Source organism: Leucobacter manosquensis, assembly GCF_018304845.1.
Classification (GTDB): Bacteria; Actinomycetota; Actinomycetes; order Actinomycetales; family Microbacteriaceae; genus Leucobacter; species Leucobacter alluvii.
This window is the reverse complement of record NZ_JAFEVO010000001.1, coordinates 304,846-322,366: the sequence shown is the minus strand read 5'-3', so window position 1 is coordinate 322,366 and position 17,521 is coordinate 304,846. Positions and strand designations below refer to the sequence as shown.

The 17,521-nt window shown below is 69.1% G+C and carries 16 protein-coding genes; 5 read left to right on the top strand and 11 right to left on the bottom strand.

Translation table 11 applies throughout. The annotated features are described in order from the left end of the window. Positions 1 to 13: 13 nt before the first annotated feature. Positions 14 to 1,174, bottom strand: a complete 1,161-nt coding sequence (locus JSQ98_RS01550; protein ID WP_211648064.1) for a methyltransferase domain-containing protein — start codon at positions 1,172 to 1,174, stop codon at positions 14 to 16. A gap of 8 nt (positions 1,175 to 1,182) precedes the next feature. Then, positions 1,183 to 1,902 carry a ferritin-like fold-containing protein gene (locus JSQ98_RS01545; RefSeq protein ID WP_090148137.1) on the bottom strand — a complete coding sequence of 240 codons (720 nt, stop codon included), beginning with the start codon at positions 1,900 to 1,902 and terminating at the stop codon, positions 1,183 to 1,185. Between the two features lie 143 nt (positions 1,903 to 2,045). On the opposite strand from JSQ98_RS01545, the gene JSQ98_RS01540 reads away from it, so the two are divergent. Beyond that, complete coding sequence (locus JSQ98_RS01540) at positions 2,046 to 3,668, top strand: DEAD/DEAH box helicase (protein ID WP_211648063.1); 1,623 nt, start codon at positions 2,046 to 2,048, stop codon at positions 3,666 to 3,668. Between the two features lie 107 nt (positions 3,669 to 3,775). Here the strand turns inward: JSQ98_RS01540 and JSQ98_RS01535 are convergent, their stop codons facing one another. Continuing rightward, positions 3,776 to 4,630: a PHP domain-containing protein gene (locus JSQ98_RS01535; protein ID WP_211648062.1), complete on the bottom strand. Its 855-nt coding sequence runs from the start codon at positions 4,628 to 4,630 to the stop codon at positions 3,776 to 3,778. Between the two features lie 43 nt (positions 4,631 to 4,673). Between JSQ98_RS01535 and JSQ98_RS01530 the strand changes: the two genes are divergently transcribed. Then, entirely contained in the window at positions 4,674 to 6,062 is a 1,389-nt protein-coding gene (locus JSQ98_RS01530) for an aminopeptidase P family protein (protein WP_211648061.1), read from the top strand. Between the two features lie 11 nt (positions 6,063 to 6,073). Beyond that, positions 6,074 to 6,643, top strand: coding sequence for a hypothetical protein (locus JSQ98_RS01525; RefSeq protein ID WP_211648059.1), 570 nt, complete (start codon positions 6,074 to 6,076; stop codon positions 6,641 to 6,643). A 46-nt stretch (positions 6,644 to 6,689) separates the two neighbouring features. Here JSQ98_RS01525 and JSQ98_RS01520 read toward each other — a convergent pair whose 3' ends face one another. Beyond that, entirely contained in the window at positions 6,690 to 7,076 is a 387-nt protein-coding gene (locus tag JSQ98_RS01520; RefSeq protein WP_211648057.1) for a YchJ family protein, read from the bottom strand. Next, positions 7,073 to 8,761, bottom strand: coding sequence for a DUF885 domain-containing protein (locus tag JSQ98_RS01515; RefSeq protein ID WP_211648055.1), 1,689 nt, complete (start codon positions 8,759 to 8,761; stop codon positions 7,073 to 7,075). The genes JSQ98_RS01520 and JSQ98_RS01515 overlap by 4 nt, the downstream gene beginning before the upstream one ends. 132 nt (positions 8,762 to 8,893) lie before the next feature. Between JSQ98_RS01515 and JSQ98_RS01510 the strand changes: the two genes are divergently transcribed. Beyond that, a complete protein-coding gene (locus tag JSQ98_RS01510) occupies positions 8,894 to 9,118 on the top strand; it encodes a hypothetical protein (RefSeq protein WP_090148117.1) in 225 nt (74 codons plus the stop codon). An 88-nt stretch (positions 9,119 to 9,206) separates the two neighbouring features. Here JSQ98_RS01510 and JSQ98_RS01505 read toward each other — a convergent pair whose 3' ends face one another. Further along, positions 9,207 to 10,814, bottom strand: coding sequence for an aminotransferase class I/II-fold pyridoxal phosphate-dependent enzyme (locus tag JSQ98_RS01505; protein ID WP_211648053.1), 1,608 nt, complete (start codon positions 10,812 to 10,814; stop codon positions 9,207 to 9,209). 123 nt (positions 10,815 to 10,937) lie between these two features. On the opposite strand from JSQ98_RS01505, the gene JSQ98_RS01500 reads away from it, so the two are divergent. Further along, positions 10,938 to 11,852 (top strand): LysR substrate-binding domain-containing protein, encoded by a 915-nt coding sequence (locus JSQ98_RS01500; protein ID WP_090148111.1) that lies wholly within the window; start codon positions 10,938 to 10,940, stop codon positions 11,850 to 11,852. A gap of 83 nt (positions 11,853 to 11,935) precedes the next feature. Here JSQ98_RS01500 and JSQ98_RS01495 read toward each other — a convergent pair whose 3' ends face one another. The 5 genes from JSQ98_RS01495 to JSQ98_RS01475 all read right to left on the bottom strand — a co-directional run bounded on the left by JSQ98_RS01495 (position 11,936) and on the right by JSQ98_RS01475 (position 17,519). Next, positions 11,936 to 13,405 (bottom strand): MDR family MFS transporter, encoded by a 1,470-nt coding sequence (locus JSQ98_RS01495; protein ID WP_211648051.1) that lies wholly within the window; start codon positions 13,403 to 13,405, stop codon positions 11,936 to 11,938. Positions 13,406 to 13,577: 172 nt separating this feature from the next. Beyond that, entirely contained in the window at positions 13,578 to 14,345 is a 768-nt protein-coding gene (locus tag JSQ98_RS01490) for an amino acid ABC transporter ATP-binding protein (protein ID WP_211648049.1), read from the bottom strand. Then, the gene (locus JSQ98_RS01485) at positions 14,342 to 15,229 is read right to left on the bottom strand and encodes an amino acid ABC transporter permease (protein WP_211648047.1); all 888 of its coding nucleotides are present in this window, start codon (positions 15,227 to 15,229) and stop codon (positions 14,342 to 14,344) included. The genes JSQ98_RS01490 and JSQ98_RS01485 overlap by 4 nt, the downstream gene beginning before the upstream one ends. 7 nt (positions 15,230 to 15,236) lie before the next feature. Beyond that, the gene (locus tag JSQ98_RS01480) at positions 15,237 to 16,073 is read right to left on the bottom strand and encodes an ABC transporter substrate-binding protein (RefSeq protein WP_211648045.1); all 837 of its coding nucleotides are present in this window, start codon (positions 16,071 to 16,073) and stop codon (positions 15,237 to 15,239) included. Positions 16,074 to 16,208: 135 nt separating this feature from the next. After that, positions 16,209 to 17,519, bottom strand: a complete 1,311-nt coding sequence (locus tag JSQ98_RS01475) for an amidohydrolase family protein (protein ID WP_090148101.1) — start codon at positions 17,517 to 17,519, stop codon at positions 16,209 to 16,211. Between the last annotated feature and the right edge of the window lie 2 nt (positions 17,520 to 17,521).

The window sequence follows — 17,521 nt, the reverse complement described above, 5'->3', positions numbered from 1 at the left end:
TCCGCGACCTCGATCAGACTCGGCGCTCCAGCAGCACCATGACCTCCAGATGGCGGGTGTGCGGGAACATGTCGAACACCCGAGCGCCGCGCACGCGCCAGGACGGCATCGCCGCGAGGTCGGCGGCGAGACTCTCCGGGTTGCAGCTCGAGTAGATGACGCGGTGCGCCGGGGCGCGCTCGATCCAGGCAGCCAGGTCGGCACCGATGCCGCGTCGCGGCGGGTTGACGATGACGGTGTGCGGCGTCTCCTCCGCGGGAGCCCCGAGCGCGTAGGCCGTCGCGTCGGCGGCGACAAACTCCGCCGCGATCCCGGCGTCTGCCGCGCTGCGCCTGGCCGATTCGACCGCGCTTTCGCTGATCTCCACCCCGAGCACGCGCGGCATCGCGGCCGCTCCTGTGCGCGCGGCGGCGGCGCAGTGCAGTGCGAACCCCCCGACTCCGCAGTACAGGTCCCAGATCGAATCGGGGCCTTCCGCGGCGACCCAGTCGGCGGCCTGCGCGTACAGCGCCCGCGCGACGGCGGTGTTCGTCTGGAAGAAGCTCTGCGGTCGCAGGTGCAGCGAGACGTCTCCCAGCTCCATCTCGAGAGATGACCCGAGCAGCAGCTCCTCTCGTTCCCCTTCCAGCACCGCCTTGTGCTCTGGCAGGAGGTTCACCGATACGACGGCGGCGCGCGGCACGCGTTCCAGCAGGTCGGGGAGCGCCTTCCGCAGCACGTGCAGCGCTTGCTCGGTGCGCGTCACGAACCGCAGCATCAGGTCGCCCGAGGGCGCGAGGGTCAGGTGCACGAATTTCAGCTCGCCCCGACGGCGCGGCACATCGTACGGCGCGAGCCCCGTCGCCTCGATGAACGCGGCGAGCTGCGGGATGGCGTGTCGAATGCCCGGCTCCTGTATCAGGCAGTCGCGCAGGTCGATCCCCTCGCCGTCCCGTCCGAGGATGCCGAGCGTCACCGAACCGGGTCGCCCGCCGACCACGAGCTTCGCCTTGTTCCGGAAGTCGGCGGTGCCGCCGCGCACACTCGGCAACCACAGCGCCTCCGGCACCTGGGGCAGCAGCTGCCGGCAGCGCCGCTCCTTGTCGGTGAGCTGCGCGGGATACGGGGTCTCGATGAGCACGCACGACCGGCAGCGCCCCGCCTCGAAGTACGCGCAGTGCGGAAGAGTCGACATCGGCGGCCTCAGGCGGTCAGCCCCAACCCGTCCATGCGGCGGATGTGGTCGGCGATCAGCTCGGTGAACACCGGTTCGACCTCGCTCGCGTCGAACTCGCGATGCTCGCTCAGCGAGAGGACGGCGCGGGAGACGAGCAGGGTGTCTCCGACCAGGCGTCTGCCCCAGACGGCGAGCCAGCTCGAGAGGAGTTCGTCGGCTGCGAGCGCATCCTCGAGCAGCGTCTTGAGCTCGGGTCGGCCCGTATCGTTGCGCAGGATCGCCGTCGCCTCACTGCGGTAGCCGTCCTTCAGCCCGCCGGCGAGGCTGGCGAAGAAGTCGTCGAAGAGCCCGCCCACCAGGTACAGGGAGAGCACGTGCTGATGCCAGTCGCCCGTGTCGATGCGTTCGACGTAGGAATCGATGACGGGCGAGAAGGGTTCCATGACGATGTGCGGCTCGTGCCCGCGTGATCGGATCTCGCCGGTGAGCTGCTGGTGCTTCGCGAGCGTCTGCCCGGCCACGCGAGCCAGCACGTCTTTCGCCTCGAGCGACGGCGCTCCCGAGACCGCGCGCGTTGCGGCTTCGTACAGCTCGAGCTGCAGGTAGGCGGTCAAGCCGAGGAACGGCATGATCCCCGGAGCGAATTCGGCGAGCTCGACCCGCTCGGCCTCAGCGGCGTCTCCGCGCGAGCGCATCTTGCGCGCGGGCGCGTTCTTCCGGCGCAGGCCCTTGATCCACTCGAACACCCTGCCAGCTTACCGTCGTCGCGCGTCCGCCTTGGAATAGACTGGCGCCGAACGTACATCACCGCCGGAGCCATCGGAGCGCCGGCCGCTGCGCCTACTTCGATACGCGCGCGCAGCACCGCACCCATCGAATAGGACGCACCATGACCACATTCCTCGAACTCGGCGTCGACCAGGACATGGTCGACTCTCTGACGGATCAGGGCATCATCGACGCCTTCCCGATCCAGGAGCAGACGATCCCACTCGCCTTGTCGGGTCAGGACATCATCGGCCAGGCGAAGACCGGCACCGGGAAGACCTTCGGCTTCGGATTGCCGCTCCTGCAGCGCGTCGGGGCCGACCCCGTCGACGGGGTGCAGGCGCTCGTCGTCGTACCGACTCGTGAGCTCGCCGTCCAGGTGTACGAGGATCTGGAGCTCGCCGCCAAGAACCGGGCCGCGACCGTGGTTCCGATCTACGGCGGCAAGGCGTACGAGGGCCAGATCGAGCAGCTCAAGGCGGGTGCTCAGGTCGTCGTCGGTACCCCCGGCCGTCTCCTCGACCTCGCGAACCAGCGGCTGCTCGATCTGAGCAAGGTCCGCGAGATGGTGCTCGACGAGGCCGACAAGATGCTCGACCTCGGCTTCCTCGCCGATATCGAGAAGCTGTTCTCCCTCACGCCACCAGTGCGCCACACGATGCTCTTCTCCGCGACGATGCCGGGAACGATCGTGACGCTCGCGCGTCGCTTCATGTCGAACCCGATCCACATCCGAGCGACCGACCCCGACGAGGGCGCGGCGCAGGCGAACATCGAGCACATCGTCTATCGCGCGCACTCCCTCGACAAGGACGAGGTGATCGGGCGCATCCTGCAGGCCGAGGGCCGTGGAAAGACCGTCGTCTTCATGCGCACGAAGCGCGCTGCGGCGAAGCTGCAGGAAGAGCTCGTCGATCGCGGTTTCTCCGCCGTGTCGGTGCACGGCGATCTGAACCAGGAGCAGCGCGAACGAGCCATGGCGACGTTCAAGGCCGGCAAGAAGGACATCCTCATCGCGACCGACGTCGCCGCCCGCGGCATCGACGTCGACGACGTCACCCACGTGATCAACCACACGGTTCCCGATGACGAGAAGACCTACCTGCACCGCGTGGGGCGAACGGGCCGCGCGGGCCGCACGGGCATCGCCGTGACGTTCGTCGACTGGGACGACATGCACAAGTGGGCGCTGATCAACAAGGCGCTCGAATTCGGGATTCCCGAACCCCTCGAGACGTACTCCTCGTCGCCGCACCTGTTCGCCGACCTCAAGATCGCGGAGGGCACCAAGGGCCGACTCAAGGCGACCCCGGTGAAGGATCGCGCCCCTCGCGAGCGCTCCGAGTCGCGCGGCGGCCGTACGGGTGGCGCCGATCGCGCAAGCAGTTCGGGAGCGAGCGGTTCGGGAGCGAGCGGTGAAGGCGCCGGAGACGGTGCCCGCAAGCGCACTCGTCGACGCACGCGCAGCGCGAATCCCCTCGGGCAGGGCCGCCACGAAGCGCACGGACACGAGCAGCACGGCCACGACGCCGAGGGCGGCGGCGAGCCCGGCGCCCCGCTGACCCCGGCCGATGCGCTGGCAGCATCGGGCGAGACCGCGCCGCCGAAGCGCCGCCGTCGTCGCCGTCGTGGCGGCTCGGGCTCTGGTGAGAGCACAGCTTCGGTGACGACTGCGGACGCGACCGCCGCCGAGGCGAAGCCCGGCGACGACGCCCCCGTGCAGGCGGGCGTCTCGGCCGAGTAACCCCGCCGGGCTGCGGGAGGGCTTTCGAGCTTCGCCCGCTGCCCGCGCGAGCGACCTCGATGCGGTCGGTGACCACCGGTCGCCGCCCGCATCGCGCCCGCGAAGCGCTACCGCGGTGCGGCGAGCCCCTCGCGCAGACGGGCCACCGTGTCGAGCTCCGTCACCTGCTGTCCGAGGAGGTTCGGTTTCCCGGCTCCGTGGTAATCGCTCGAACCCGTCGCGGCGAGGCCGAGCTTCGATGCAGCTGCGATGATGGGCGGGAGCCAGTCCTCGCGGTGCTCGGGGTGCCGCAGCTCGACTCCGAACAGACCGGCGTTCGCCAGCTCCGCGAGCTCGCGCGGCGCGACCGGAGTGCGCTGCCGGAACGCTGCGGGATGCGCGAGCACCGCCGCACCGCCCGCCGCCCGCACCATGCGTATCGCATCGATGGTCTCGATGGCGTCCGTGCCGAGGTAGTAGGGCGAACGCGGGTGCAGCAGCTCGGAGAACACGGTGCTGCGATCCGGGAAGTAGCCAGCGGCGACGAGGGCGTCTGCGATGTGGGGGCGTCCCACCGTGCGTGCGTCCTCCTCCCCCATCACGGCTTCCCAGGTGATGGCGTAGTCGGCTGAGACGAGGCGCACCATCTCCCGCGCCCGAGTCAACCGGGAGCGGCGCACCTGCGCGAGCGCGTCGAACAGTTCGCCGGCGAGCGGAGCGATGCCGTAGCCGAGGAGGTGCCGTGACTTGCCGTTGTGCTTGGTCGTGATCTCGATGCCGGGGAGAAAGTCGATTCCGGCCGCCTCCGCGGCATCGCGCGCCTCGTCCCAGCCGTCGATCGTGTCGTGGTCCGTGAGGGCGAACCCCGCGAGCCCGAGGTCGGCGGCTTCCCGGGCGATCTCGCCCGGCCTGGTCGTGCCGTCGGAGAAGACCGAGTGCGTGTGCAGATCGAAGCCGGCCTGCGCCACCACGGATTCCGTCATCCTGTCATCTTACGGCTCGGCCGGAGGATGAGAGGATGGACGCATGACCGACAGCGCGCAGTCCACTCACGAGGTGGAGATCGACAACAGCAACCGGAGCACCACGCCGCAGAGCGACGCGTTCGTGGAGTACCTCTCGACGCAGTGGGCGGATCGCCCGGAGACCCTCCCGGAGGCTTGGCCGGTCGCCGTCCACGCTGCGGCGCGGCGGCGGGCGTTCTCAGCGCACTTCCCCGGTGAGCGCGTCGTCGTCGCCGCCGGCGCCATGAAGCAGCGCTCGAACGACACCTTCTACCAGTACCGTGCGCACAGTGCGTTCGCGCACCTCACCGGCTGGGGCTCGGCGAGCGAGCCGGGCGCCGTGCTCGTGTTCGAACCGCGCGACGGCGGGCACGACGCCACGGTGTACTTCCGTGAGCGAGCGGGACGCGACAGCGACGAGTTCTTCGCGAATCCCGAGATCGGCGAGTTCTGGATCGGCCCGCGACCGTCATTGGAACAGGTTGCAGCCGCTCTCGGCGTGACCACCGCACCGCTCGACGCCTTCCTGGCGGGGCTCGACGACCGCACGCTGGACGACCACGAGGTGGCCCGTGTCGCCTCCGAGCTGCGCCTGGTCAAAGACGCGTACGAACTGGTGCAGATGCAGTCCGCCGTCGACGCGACCGCGCAGGGATTCGACGATGTGCTCGCCGCACTTCCGAGGGCGAGCGCGCATCCGCGGGGCGAGCGCGTCGTCGAAGGCGTATTCAACCAGCGAGCCCGCCTCGAGGGCAACACGGTCGGATACGAGACGATCGCGGCCTCCGGCCCTCACGCGTGCACGCTCCACTGGATTCAGAACGACGGCGCCGTGCGCGAGGGCGACCTGCTGCTGCTCGATGCCGGCGTCGAGCTCGACAGTCTGTACACCGCCGACATCACGCGCACGGTTCCGATCTCGGGAGCCTTCACCGACGTGCAGCGCCGCGTGTACGATGCGGTGCTCGAGGCTGCCGATGCTGCGCGCGCCATCGTACGGCCCGGTATCCGATTCCGCGATGTGCACGCCGCCGCGATGGAGGTCATCGAGCGCCGCACCCGCGAGTGGGGATTCCTTCCCGAGGAGGACGGCACCGCCTACTACCGCCGATACATGGTGCACGGAACGAGCCATCACCTCGGCATGGATGTGCACGACTGCGCGCAGGCCCGCCGCGACATGTACATGGACGGCATTCTGGAGCCCGGCATGGTCTTCACGATCGAGCCGGGGCTCTACTTCCAGCCCGACGATCTCACCGTGCCCGAGGAGTACCGCGGTATCGGTGTGCGCATCGAGGACGACATCGTCGTCACCGAGAGCGGCTGCATCAACCTCTCCGCTGGGATTCCCCGCACGGCGCGGGAGGTCGAAGCCTGGGTGCAGGGACACCGCGGATCGGGCAGCTAGACTCTGTGCCCATGGCTTCCGGTTCGGCGCACTCGGGCGATGCGCGGCGCACCCTCACTCGCTCCGCAGGCGCGACGATGACCGCGGCGCTTCTGCTGGGCACGACCGCCCTCGCCCCGTTCTCGATGACGGCGGCGTTCGCCGACGCCGGGGCGTCCGGCTCGGCCGCCCCGGAGCACGGGCAGACGCTCGATTCGACCGTCGGGGTGAGCGAGACCCCGGCCGTCGGCGTGGACGTACCGGTGTCGGAGACCGCGCCGGCAGCTCAGGAGAAGCGCGGAACGGCCGAGAAGGCCGAGCGATCGGCACTGTTCACCCTGGAGCAGTTCCTCTTCAGCGGAGTGATCAACTGGGGCGGGTACCGCTTCACCTTCTACAGCCAGAAGGTGCTCCCGGGGTCGGGTCTCGCGATTCCCGGTCGTCACGTCAACGAGGGCGGATACGTGAGCGACGCCGACGGCTACATCGTGCTCGCCGGCGACGCCCCCAAGGGGACCGTGTTCGAAACGCCGTTCGGGTACCAGGGCAAGATCTACGACCGCGGTACGGTCGGCAACCATCTGGACGTCTACATCGAGTGATGCCGCACCCCCCGACACGGCGCACGAACCACGGCGTCCTGGTGCGTTACAGCATGTCGCCATCCACGTAGACCCAGCGGTGATCCGGACCGGATCGGCGGAACCGGCTGCGTTCCCGCAGTTCGATCCGCCCCTCCGGCCCGCGCGCGACCGCCGTGTACGTCACCAGACCGGTGTCGTCGAAGGGTCCGCCGCCCGTCGTGTGCTCGACGAACAGCCGTTGCCAGACCGTACCGTCATCGAGATCCAGCGACGCCGGTCGGGTCGACGGGTCCCACGTCGTGAGCAGGTACTGCGCGTCTCCGACCGCGAACGCGCTGTATCGCGAACGCATCAGCCGTTCCGCGGTCGGCGCGCGGTCGCCCGCGTGCAGCAGTGCGCAGCATTCGGCGAAGTCGACCCCTCGGCCGCACGGGCAGGGCTGCGCCGTCACCCGCCGAGCCCGCCCCGCAGCGCCCGCTCGAGCGTGTCCAGCCGTACGCCGCCGAGCGCGAGGGCGTCGCGGTGGAAGGCGCGGATGTCGAAGGTCTCACCAGCGGTCGACGCGCGAGCGGCGGCTTCGTCGCGCAGGCGCTCCCAGATCCGTTGCCCCACCTTGTACGACGGTGCCTGACCGGCCCATCCGAGGTAGCGCAGCACTTCGAAGCGCACGAAACCGTCGTTCATGTTCACGTTGTCGGCGAGGAACCCGAAGGCGTACTTGCCATCCCATGTGCCCCCATCCGGGCGCCGCTTGCCGAGATGCACCCCGATGTCGAGCACGACACGCGCCGCACGCAGGCGCTGACCGTCCAGCATGCCGAGGCGATCCGCGGGGTCATCGAGGTAGCCCAGCTGCTCCATGAGCCGCTCGGCGTACAGCGCCCATCCCTCGGCGTGCCCGGAGGTACCGGCGAGTTGGCGGCGCCACTCGTTGAGGGAGCCGCGATTGACGACCGCCTGGCCGATCTGCAGATGATGGCCGGGGACGCCCTCGTGGTACACCGTCGTCAGTTCTCGCCAGGTGTCGAATTCGGTGACCCCCGCCGGCACGGACCACCACATGCGGCCCGGGCGCGAGAAATCGTCGCTCGGCCCCGTGTAGTAGATGCCGCCCTCCTGCGTGGGCGCGATGCGGCATTCGAGGGTGCGGATCTCGTCGGGAACCTCGAATTGCGTACCGGCGAGTTCGGCAACGGCGCGGTCGCTGGTCTCCTGCATCCACCGCTGCAGAGCGGCCGTTCCGTGGAGCTTGCGAGACGCGTCTCGATCCAGTTTCGCAATGGCTTCGGCAACGATGCCAGGCCTCGGCACCCCGCCGACGATCTCGGCCGCGGCTCGCTCCTGCTCGGAGACCATTCGAGCGAGTTCATCGAGACCCCACGCATACGTCTCATCGAGGTCGATCTTCGCCCCGAGGAACGCCTCCGAGGCGAGCTCGTACCGGTCACGACCGAATGCGTCGTTCTCGGGTGCGTGCGGCGCGACCTCCCGCTCGAGGAAGTCTGCGAGTTCCGCATACGCGCTCGCTGCGCCCGCCGCCGCTGCTGCGAGTTCGATCGCCGATTCCGCGGGTGTGGCCGACGACCCTGCGAGTCGGCCGAAGAAGCCGAGGTCCTCCGGAGTCCCCGCCGTGCGTCGTGCCTGCGCAGCGACCTCCTCGATCTGGCGAACCGCCGGCACGAGACCCTGACGCACGCCGTCCGCGAGCGTTTCGCGGTATCCCGCGAGCGCCGCTGGCACCTCGCGCAGGCGGCTGGCGACGTGCGACCAGTCGGCCTCGGACTCGGTCGGCATGAGATCGAAGACGTCTCGAATGTTCTGCGTCGGCGACGCGATGACGTTGAGGTCGCGGAGGTGCTCGCCGGTGTCGTGCTGCGTCAGCGCCAACCGAAGCTCGGCCTCCAGGTCGGCGCGGGTCACGGCGTCGACGGCATCGGCAGGGGCGACGGCGACGAGTTCTGCCAGTGTGCGGCGCTGGTCGGCTGCCAGGGCATCGTGCCCGGACGGGGAGAGATCGGGCAGACCATCGCCCGGCCGGCCGATGTACGTGCCGACCGTCGGGTCGTGCTCGACGAGGGTGTCGACCCACCCCTCGGCGATGCGGTCGATCGCGGTCTGCTCGCGTTGTTCAGTCATGCTTCTACGCTAGAGCGTCACCCTCCGCTTATTCCGTACGACGCGGCGGCCGGGCGCGAACCCGTCCGGCCCTCACGCTAGACTGGTTGCATTCGCCGCGCAGCCGCGCGCCCGCACGCTTGAGGAGTATTCGTGAAGATCCGCACCCGCATCGCCACCGCCGTGACTGTCGCGCTCGCTTCGGTCTTCTTCGCTGCTCCCGCGTTCGCGAGCGGCGGCGGCGACAGCACCGACTCGATGCTGTCGAGTGCCGGAGATCCCGTGAACATCGCGGGGATCGCAGCCGTTGGCATCGTCCTGCTGCTCATCGTGCTGGTCAGCTCGAAGCTCGTGGGCGATCTCTTCGAGAAGAAGTAAGCGGCGACCCAGCCGTAGTCGCCGAAGGGCGGCGGTCCTCAGTGGGATCGCCGCCCTTCGGCGTCTCAGCTTGCGCGACGCGCGACGTTCACGACCGCACGACGCGGATGCCGGACACCTCCGCGTCGACGGCTCCGCGCACGTACCCCGTCGGGGACGCGGCGACGGCGCGCAGGAACGCGACGGTCTCCGCCGTGACCTCCTCCCCCGGCAGCAGGTTCGGAATGCCGGGAGGGTAGGCGGCGAGTGTGTCCGCGGAAATGCGTCCGACTGCTGCAGCTGCAGCGACGACTTCGCTGTCGCCGAAATAGGCGTCTCTCGGCAGCGCGCGGAGCGCACCCGGGGCGGGAAGCTCGGGGAACGGCTCGGCGACCCCCATCGGGTCGGGATCCGCGAGCGCCGCGCCGGCGACCTCATCGAGAGCGATGAGCACGCGATCGACGTCAGGAGTGGTCAGCGCTCCGATCACCGCGACGATGCTCGTCGCGGTCGACATCTCGACGAAGATCCCATGCTGCTCGCTCAGGCGCGCCCGAACCCAGTGCCCGCTCCGGCCGAGCGCGGAGACATCGATCGGCACGCGCAGTCGGTCCGTCGCGATGATGTCCGGGTAGGCTCCGAACCCGTCGCTGATGATGCCGAACCGGTGGTCGCCGCGCAGACGCTCGCGCATCTCGTCCGCGGCCGCGAGGGCGTCGCCGATTCGGGCTTCCCCGAGCACGAGCGCTCGTCTCGCCTCGTCGAGAGACCCCATGAGGATGCTGCTCATCGACGTGGATGCGGTCATGGAGTACGCCCGCTCGACGAGCGATTCGAGCCGATCCGCGAACGGACCATGGCCGAGATGGAGCATCGCCGACTGCGTGAGCGAACCCGCGAGCTTGTGGGTGCTCGAGACCACGAGATCGGCACCGAGACGGGCCGGCGACTCGGGAAGGCCGGGGTGGAACCCGAAGTGCGCGCCCCAGGCACCATCGACGATGAGTGCTGCGTCGTGGGCGTGGGCGACGTCCGCGAGCCCGGCCACATCGGCGGTGGAGCCGAAGTAGCTGGGTGACACCACGTAGACGCTCGAAACCCTGCGACCAGCCTCCGCTTCGCGTGTGAGGGCAGCGTCGAGTGCGGACGGAGTCAAGCCGTGCGCAATACCGTGGTGCGCGTCGATCCCGGGTTGCACGAACGCCGGGACGAGGCCGGAGAGCAGCACGCCATCGGTGAAACTCGAGTGCATGCTGCGCTGCACGAGCACACGATCTCCGAGCCCCCGTACGGCGATCGCCGCTGTACGGTTCGCCTGCGATGCCCCGTTCGTCAGGAACCAGGTGCGACGCGCGCCCCACGCGCCCGCGGCCAGCTGCTGCGCCTGAGCGAGCGGGGAGTTCTCTCCGAGGTCGATCCCGTCCAGCATGAGCGGGATGTCGACGGCCGCTGCGCGTTCGCCCAGGAGTGCAGAGAGGTGTTCCGATCCCCGCTCCGCGCCGGTGCCGTGTCCCGGCACCATGAGCGACATCGGCCGCTCATCCGCGAACCGGCGCAACGCGTCCGCGTAGGGTGCGGTCCGCTGCGCGTCGGGAATATCCCGCCCGCGATTCGTGGCGCCGAGCACCGCAGCGGCGCCGCCCGACACGATCGCGCTCGGCGACTCGTTGCCCAGCGGAGAATGACGGGGGTCGACTCGCGAATCCTGATCCAGCATTCCTCCAGACTGGCCGCTCGCGTCCGCGGCGAGAAACCCGCATTCGACTCCCGGGAGTCATAGACTGTATGGATCGAGGCCGGGCACGACACCCGGTGCGTTCCAGAGGATTCGAGGTGCCGGGTGATTGATTTCCGTCAACTGCAAGCGCTCAGCGCGGTCGCATCGGAGGGCTCGGTTGCGCGTGCCGCCAAACGGCTCGGGTGGAGTCAGCCCACCGTCGACTATCACCTGCGCAACCTCGACCGGCTCGTCGGCACCGACCTCACCACGCGGAGCACGCGGGGCAGCAAGCTCACGACGGCTGGCCACCTCATGCTCGAGCGCGGGGACGAGATGCTGAGCCTGGCAGACCGCGCACTCACCGACGTGCGCGACCTCGCCCAGCTCGGGAAGATCCGCCTGCGCTTCGGCACGTTTCCCACTGCCGCGTCTCGGCTGCTGCCCGGCATCGCATCTCGCGTCGCCGAGCTCGGCATCGAGCTCGACGCAACGCTCGAGGAGCTGGCACCGCTCATCACACGGGTGAACCAGCACACACTCGATGCGGCGCTCGTCTATGCGGCGGGCGGCTACCGGCTGCCGTTCAGGGCGGAAGTGCACACTACGCACCTGTTCACCGACCCGATGCTGCTCGCACTGCCGGCGTCGCATCCCGCGTCCGACCGATCATCGTTCGACCGCCGCAGCCTGCTCGCGCTCTCGGGCGACAGCTGGGTCATGGGCTCCACGCCGGGCGACACGCTCGACGACCTGGTGCGCGAGGTGTTCGAGTCAGAGGGGATCCAGATGAACGTCGCCATCCGCACCGATGACTACTCGGTGGTGCTCGGCCTCATCGCTGCTGGCATGGCGGTCGCACTCGTTCCCAGCCTCGTGAGCTTCAACCCGCCGGAGGGCGTCGTACTGCGGCCGATCGACGACCCGATGTTCGCGCGCGAGCTCCTGCTCGCCGCGCCGGCCGGGCCCGGCGGCCCCTCAGCGGCCGTGCGTCAACTCGCGGAGGCGGTTCGCCGATCGATCAGCGCGCTCGGGTGAACCGACGTGCGGCGGCCGCTGGAGCTCTCGCTCCGCACGACCGCCGCACGCTCCTCCCCGGAGACGGGTGGCTTGCCGCCGGCTCAGTGCCCGACGTGCGCCGGAGCGTCGTCTTCGACCGGTTTGTTGATGAAGAACGACAGCGCGACTGGCACGAGTGCGATGCACGCTGCCGTGAAGAACGCCACGTTCGCCCCCGGCGCTCCTGCATCTGCGACTGAGAGGCCCTGGGCTTCGCCCGTGTGCAGCGCGCTCGAGTAGATCGAGATCAGTACGGCGGTGCCCGCGGCGCCACCGACCTGCTGGAGCGTGTTCAGCACCGCAGAGCCGTGGGAGTAGAGCGACCGGTCCAGGGAGCCGAGCGACGCTGAGAACAGCGGCGTGAACGACCCGGCGAGGCCGAGCGACATCGCGATCTGCACGAGCATGAGGAACCACATCGGGGTGTGGGTGCCGACGGTCGAGTACACGAACATCGCTCCCGCAATCAGGATGGTGCCGGGAATCAGCAGGGTACGCGGGCCGCGGGCGTCGTAGACCCGGCCCATGATCGGGCCGAGCACTCCCATGAGCACGGATCCCGGCAGCAGCACGAGGCCGGCGGCGGTCGGGTCGAGCCCTGCGACGTTCTGCAGATACAGCGGCAGCAGCGAGAAGGTGCCGAACATCGCCAGCGAGATGATCGCCATGATGACGACCGCGATGACGTAGTTGCGCGACGCGAACACGCGCAGGTCGAGCAGCGCGTCGTTCTTCTTCTGCAGCATCAGCTGACGCCACACGAAGATCGCCAGGAAGAGCACGCCGAGCCCGATGACCAGCGCAGGCGGCAGCCCGCCCGTCGCGCCATGGCCGCCGATTTGACTGAGGCCGAACACGATCCCGCCGAATGCCAGCGCGGAGAGCACGATGGAGAGCACGTCGATCGGCGCGTGCATCGTTTCGCCGAGGTTCGTCATCCACTTCGCTCCCAGCAGCAGCGCGACGACCGCGATCGGCAGGATGATGCCGAAGAGCCACCGCCAGCCGAGGGTGTCGAGCACGACGCCCGACAGGGTCGGGCCGAGCGCAGGCGCGAGGCTGATGACGAGGCCGACGCGCCCCATCATGCGTCCGCGCGAGCGTGCCGGAACGACGTTCATGACCGTGGTCATGAGGAGCGGCATCATGATGCCCGTACCGGCTGCCTGCACCACTCGACCGGCGAGCAACGCGGGGAATCCGGGCGCTACGAGGCAGATCGCCGTGCCGAGCACGAACGTTCCGATGGCCGCGAGGAAGACCTGACGGGTGGTGAAGCGCTGGAGCAAGAACCCGGTCGTGGGAATCACGACAGCCATCGTGAGCATGAAGGCGCTGGTCAGCCACTGGCCGAGCTCGGGCGGAATGCCCAGCGTCTGATTGAGTTCGGGAATGGCGATCGCCATCGTCGTCTCGTTGAGAATGGCGACGAATGCGGCGACGAGCAGCAGCCAGATCACCCGCATGCCTGCGGGATCAATCGGCTCATCGGCGGATTTCGGCAGCCGAATGGATGCGGTATCGGATGTCAAGAGTGAAGACTCCTCGAGAAGACGGACGCTGCCCCGGGCCAGGAGCTCGCGCAGCTCCTCGTAGGCAGACCTCACAGTCTAACGAAGATCTCCCCCGATCCATTCCCGGTTCGAGCAGTGTTTTCTCGTTCCGCTGAGCACGCCTGACCCGTGGCGAGCGCGGCCGGCAGGTCTACGCCGTGAACGGATCACTCAGGCGCGCGAGGAATTCACGCGTCTCCGGCCGCTGCGGGTGCTCGAAGATCTGCTCGGGCGTGCCCGATTCGATGATCACGCCGTCCTTGAGGTACACGACCCGGTCGGCCACTCGACGCGCGAACGACATCTCGTGCGTCGCCATCACAATGGTGGAGCCGGCGGCCTTCAACTCGCTGACGAGGTCGAGCACCTCCCCCACGAGCTGCGGATCGAGCGCGCTCGTGATCTCGTCGAGCAGCAGCAGCTCGGGGTTCGTCGCGATCGCGCGCACGATCGCGACGCGCTGCTGCTGGCCGCCGGAGAGCCGGTCCGGGTACTCCCCTGCCTTGTCTCCGAGCCCGATGCGCGCGAGCAGCTCGAGGCCTCGCCGCTCGGCTTCGGCTCGCGGCGTGCCGAAGACCTTGCGCATGGCGAGGACGACGTTCGCGAGCACCGTCATGTGCGGGAAGAGGTTGTAGTGCTGGAAGACGACGCCGATTCTGGCGCGCACCGCGTCGACGTCCGCCCGTGGGTCCGTGATGTCGTCGCCGGCGAGCACGATGCGTCCGTCGTCGACCTGCTCCAGCAGGTTGACGGTCTTCAGCAGGGTCGATTTCCCGGAACCGGAGGCTCCGATCAGCACCACCGCCTCGTGCTGATGCACGGTGAGGTCGATGCCCCGCAGCACATGCTGATCACCGAAGCGCTTGTGCACGCCCTGCACCTCGAGCACGGCACGGTGCCCGCGATCCTGCGCGCTCATACGACTCCCCCGATCTGCTCGCGCCGCTGCGCCCGAGCAGTCAGCCAGTCGGTCAACCGGATGAAGGGCAGCGAGAGCAGCACGAAGAGCAGGCCTGCGAGCACGTAGGGCGTGAAGTTGTAACTCGACGCGACCTCGATCTGAGCGGCGCGGATCGCATCGACTGCGCCGAGCACCGAGATCAGGCCGACATCCTTCTGCATCGACACGAAGTCATTCATGAGCGCGGGGGTCACCTTGCGCACCGCCTGCGGCATCACGACGAGCCGGAGCGTCTTCGCGTGGCTGAGCCCGAGCGAACGCGCTGCGAGCCGCTGCGACGGGTGCACGGCGTCGATCCCGGCGCGCAGCACTTCCGAGACGTAGGCCGAGTAGCAGAGGATCAGCGCGACCGTGCCCCAGAACTGCGCAGGGAGGCGCCCCGTGAGTTCGAGACCCGGGATGCCGAACCCGACGAGGTAGAGCACGAGCAGTACCGGGATGCCTCGGAACAGGTCCGTGTACCCGGCCGCGACCAGGCGCAGCGGCGTGAAGACCGGCCCCTTGAGCGTCCGTGCGATGGCGAGCAGGGTGCCGAGAATCGCGACCCCGATCGCGGCGACGAAGAGCACCTGGATGTTGAGCCAGAGGCCCTTGATGACGCGAGGAAACGCCTCGACCGCGATAGCCGGGTCGAAGAACGTCTCCCGCACCGCGTCCCAGCCCGGGCTGCTGACGAGCACCAGAGCGAAGACGCCCGCGAACACCAGGGTGCTCGCGATGCTGACCAGGACCGACCGGCGCTTCCGGGCGTGCCGGTACCCGCGCCGCTCGAGCTCGATGGCGCTGGGGGCGAATTCCGGTTCGGAGCGTTGCGTCTTCGCGGGAAGCGGGGCGTGGGTCACGTCGGGGCTACTTCAGGACCGGTGCGCCCTGATCGGCGATCCACTCGGCGGCGAGATCGTCGAGTGTGCCGTTCTCACGAAGAGTGTCGACCGCGGCGGAGACGTCTTCGGTCATCGACGAGTCCTTCGGCAGCACGAACGCGAATTCGTCGTCTCCCTCGGCCGAGTCGAGCTGACCCACGATCACTCCGTCGTCGAGCTGGGCGTCGCGCACGTAGAAGGCGCCGGGCAGATCTGTGACGAGGGCGTCGATGGTGCCGTTCTGCAACGCGGCGACCGCGTCGTCGACACTGTTGAAGACCTGCAGATCTTCATTCGGCGCGATCACGTCTTCGGCGACGGTGAGCGAGGTCGTACCCGACGCGACGCCCAACCGGGCATCCTTCAGGTCGGCTACGCTCGTGGCCTTCGCCGCGTCGGTGCCGCCGGCGGCGACGACCGCCTGCGTCGTCTCGTAGTACGGAGTCGAGAAGTCGACCGCGCGCTCGCGCTCCTCGCTCACCGAGAACTGCTGGATGTTGAGGTCGAAGTCCTTCGGCCCCGGGGCGATCGCGGCGTCGAAGCTGGTGCGCACCCATTCCACGTCGTCCTTCGCGAAGCCCAGCTCCTCAGCGACGGCGTAGGCGACTGCAGCCTCGAAACCGTCACCGCTCTCCGGTGCGTCGTCGATGACCCACGGGGCGTAAGCCGGTTCGCCGGTCGCAATGGTGAGCTTGCCCTCGGAGACCGGGGCGGCTCCGGCGTCGTCGCCAGCGCCGCTCCCGCCGCTCGTGCACGCCGAGAGCGCGAAGACCGCTGCGGCACCAATGGCGACCGCCGCGGCAAGACGAGATGAACGGGACATGAGACTCCTTGGCTTCGAGGCGAGGGCGCAGGGTCGTGCACCGTCGAACGACGTTCATTATATGAGACATTGCGAGTGCCGATTCGCCGCACGTCATCGGGCGACATCCGCGTGCTGCGAGCGGATGGCTCGATGTCAGCGCCGGAACTTCTCGACGCCGCCGACCACCGTGCGCCGGGCACGACCGGCTCCCGCCTCGACGAGCTCGGCCAGAGACGCATCCGGATCGTGCACCGGCAGATCGAAGAACGCGAGATCGGCCATCGCGCCGACTCCGAGTTGACCGATCCGCCGCTTGCCGACGTGCAATCCCAGCGCTGTCGCTCCGCCGAGCGTCGCGGCCCCCAGGAGACGCTGGTGCAGGTCGTCGCCGCGGTATCCCTGGTCTCGCGCGACGCGATAGAGCTTGGCCACATCTGCGAGCAGGTCGAGCGAGGGAGACGATGACAGCGAGTCCGTGCCCACCGCGATCGCGTTGCCCTCCCGGAGGTAGGCGGCGACGGGAGGCATGTCGAGCCCGATGACCTCATTCGATCGAGGGCAGAGCGCGACGCTTGTGCCGCGGGCGCGGAGCAGGGCGCGATCCTCAGCGCTCACGTAGACGCCGTGAGCGATATGGCAATCCGGTCCGAGCACCCCCAGGTGATCGACGAACTGCGTCGACGAGACGCCGATTCCGTGCGAGCGGAGCGCGCGGAAACTGTCGGCGCCGAGCTCCGGCCAGGCTCCGTGGCCCCCCGGGCCGGCTCCGACGTAGCCGTCGATGCCGTCGAACTCGCGCTCCATGTGCGCTTCCGCAAGGTGGATGTGCAGGCGCAGCCCCTCTTCCCGCACGATGTCGGGGAGCTCCAGCAGCGGCTGGACCTCGAGGGAGTAGGGAGCATGCGGAGATACGCCGGCGCCGGGCGGCGTCGGGATCTGCCGGATCTGCTCGCGCACCGCCGCCTTCGCCTCCGGGGTCCAGTCGGTATTGCTGGCGCCGTACACCTCCCAGTAGGCGATGCCGTGCATCCCGGCATCGTGCAGCGCGCTGAGCGCCTCCCGATCGGTCACCACGTCCGCCGCCGCGGTGACGCCGGCCTCCAGCGACAGCTGCGTGCCCTCGGCGGCGGCGGCCTTCCAGTCGTGGGACTCGCGCGCGTAGACCGCGTCGAACGCGTCGCCCCAGTGGTCGAACCCGGTGTAGTTGCGCGCTGCGACCTCGCGCATGCCGGTGTACTGCAAGTGCGTGTGCGCGTTGACGAGGCCGGGCACGAGCACCCCGTCCCAGTGCTCCTCGCGGAACTCCGCGCCGCGTTCGCCCAGCACGTCGAGCACCCACCGGCGGTCGCCGACGTGCAGAATGTGCTCGCCCTGCACCGCGACCGCGCCGTCGACGATGCGCGGGCTGGTGACGGGGAACACGAGTGCGGCGCTGTAGACGACGACGGGGGCTTCGGGGTTCACTC